Annotated in this window: 1 protein-coding gene; it reads left to right on the top strand. The window is 35.3% G+C overall.

Translation table 11 applies throughout. The features are described 5' to 3' along the window. Window positions 1-258 (top strand): type IX secretion system membrane protein PorP/SprF (locus ACVC08_RS00325; RefSeq protein ID WP_452600524.1); only part of this gene is annotated, 258 nt, incomplete at both ends.

Genomic DNA, 258 nt, shown 5'->3' with positions numbered 1-258 from the left:
CCAATAGGTAACCGTGTAGGGCTAGGGTTCTCGTTAATAAATGACGAAATAGGGCCAGTAAACGAAACCAATGCCTATGTAGATTTCTCTTATACATTACCATTAGGAGGCACAAAATTAGCTTTTGGTTTAAAAGCAGGAGCTACATTTCATAACATTGGTTTAGTAAACTTAGACTTAATAGATTCTGGAGATGTATTCTTTTCAGAAAATGTAGATGAGTTAACACCAAATGTAGGAGCAGGAGTTTATTTCTAT

The organism is Pontimicrobium sp. MEBiC06410 (genome assembly GCF_053601615.1).
Note: the sequence above shows the minus strand (reverse complement) of the source record. Positions and strands in the feature narration are given on the sequence as shown.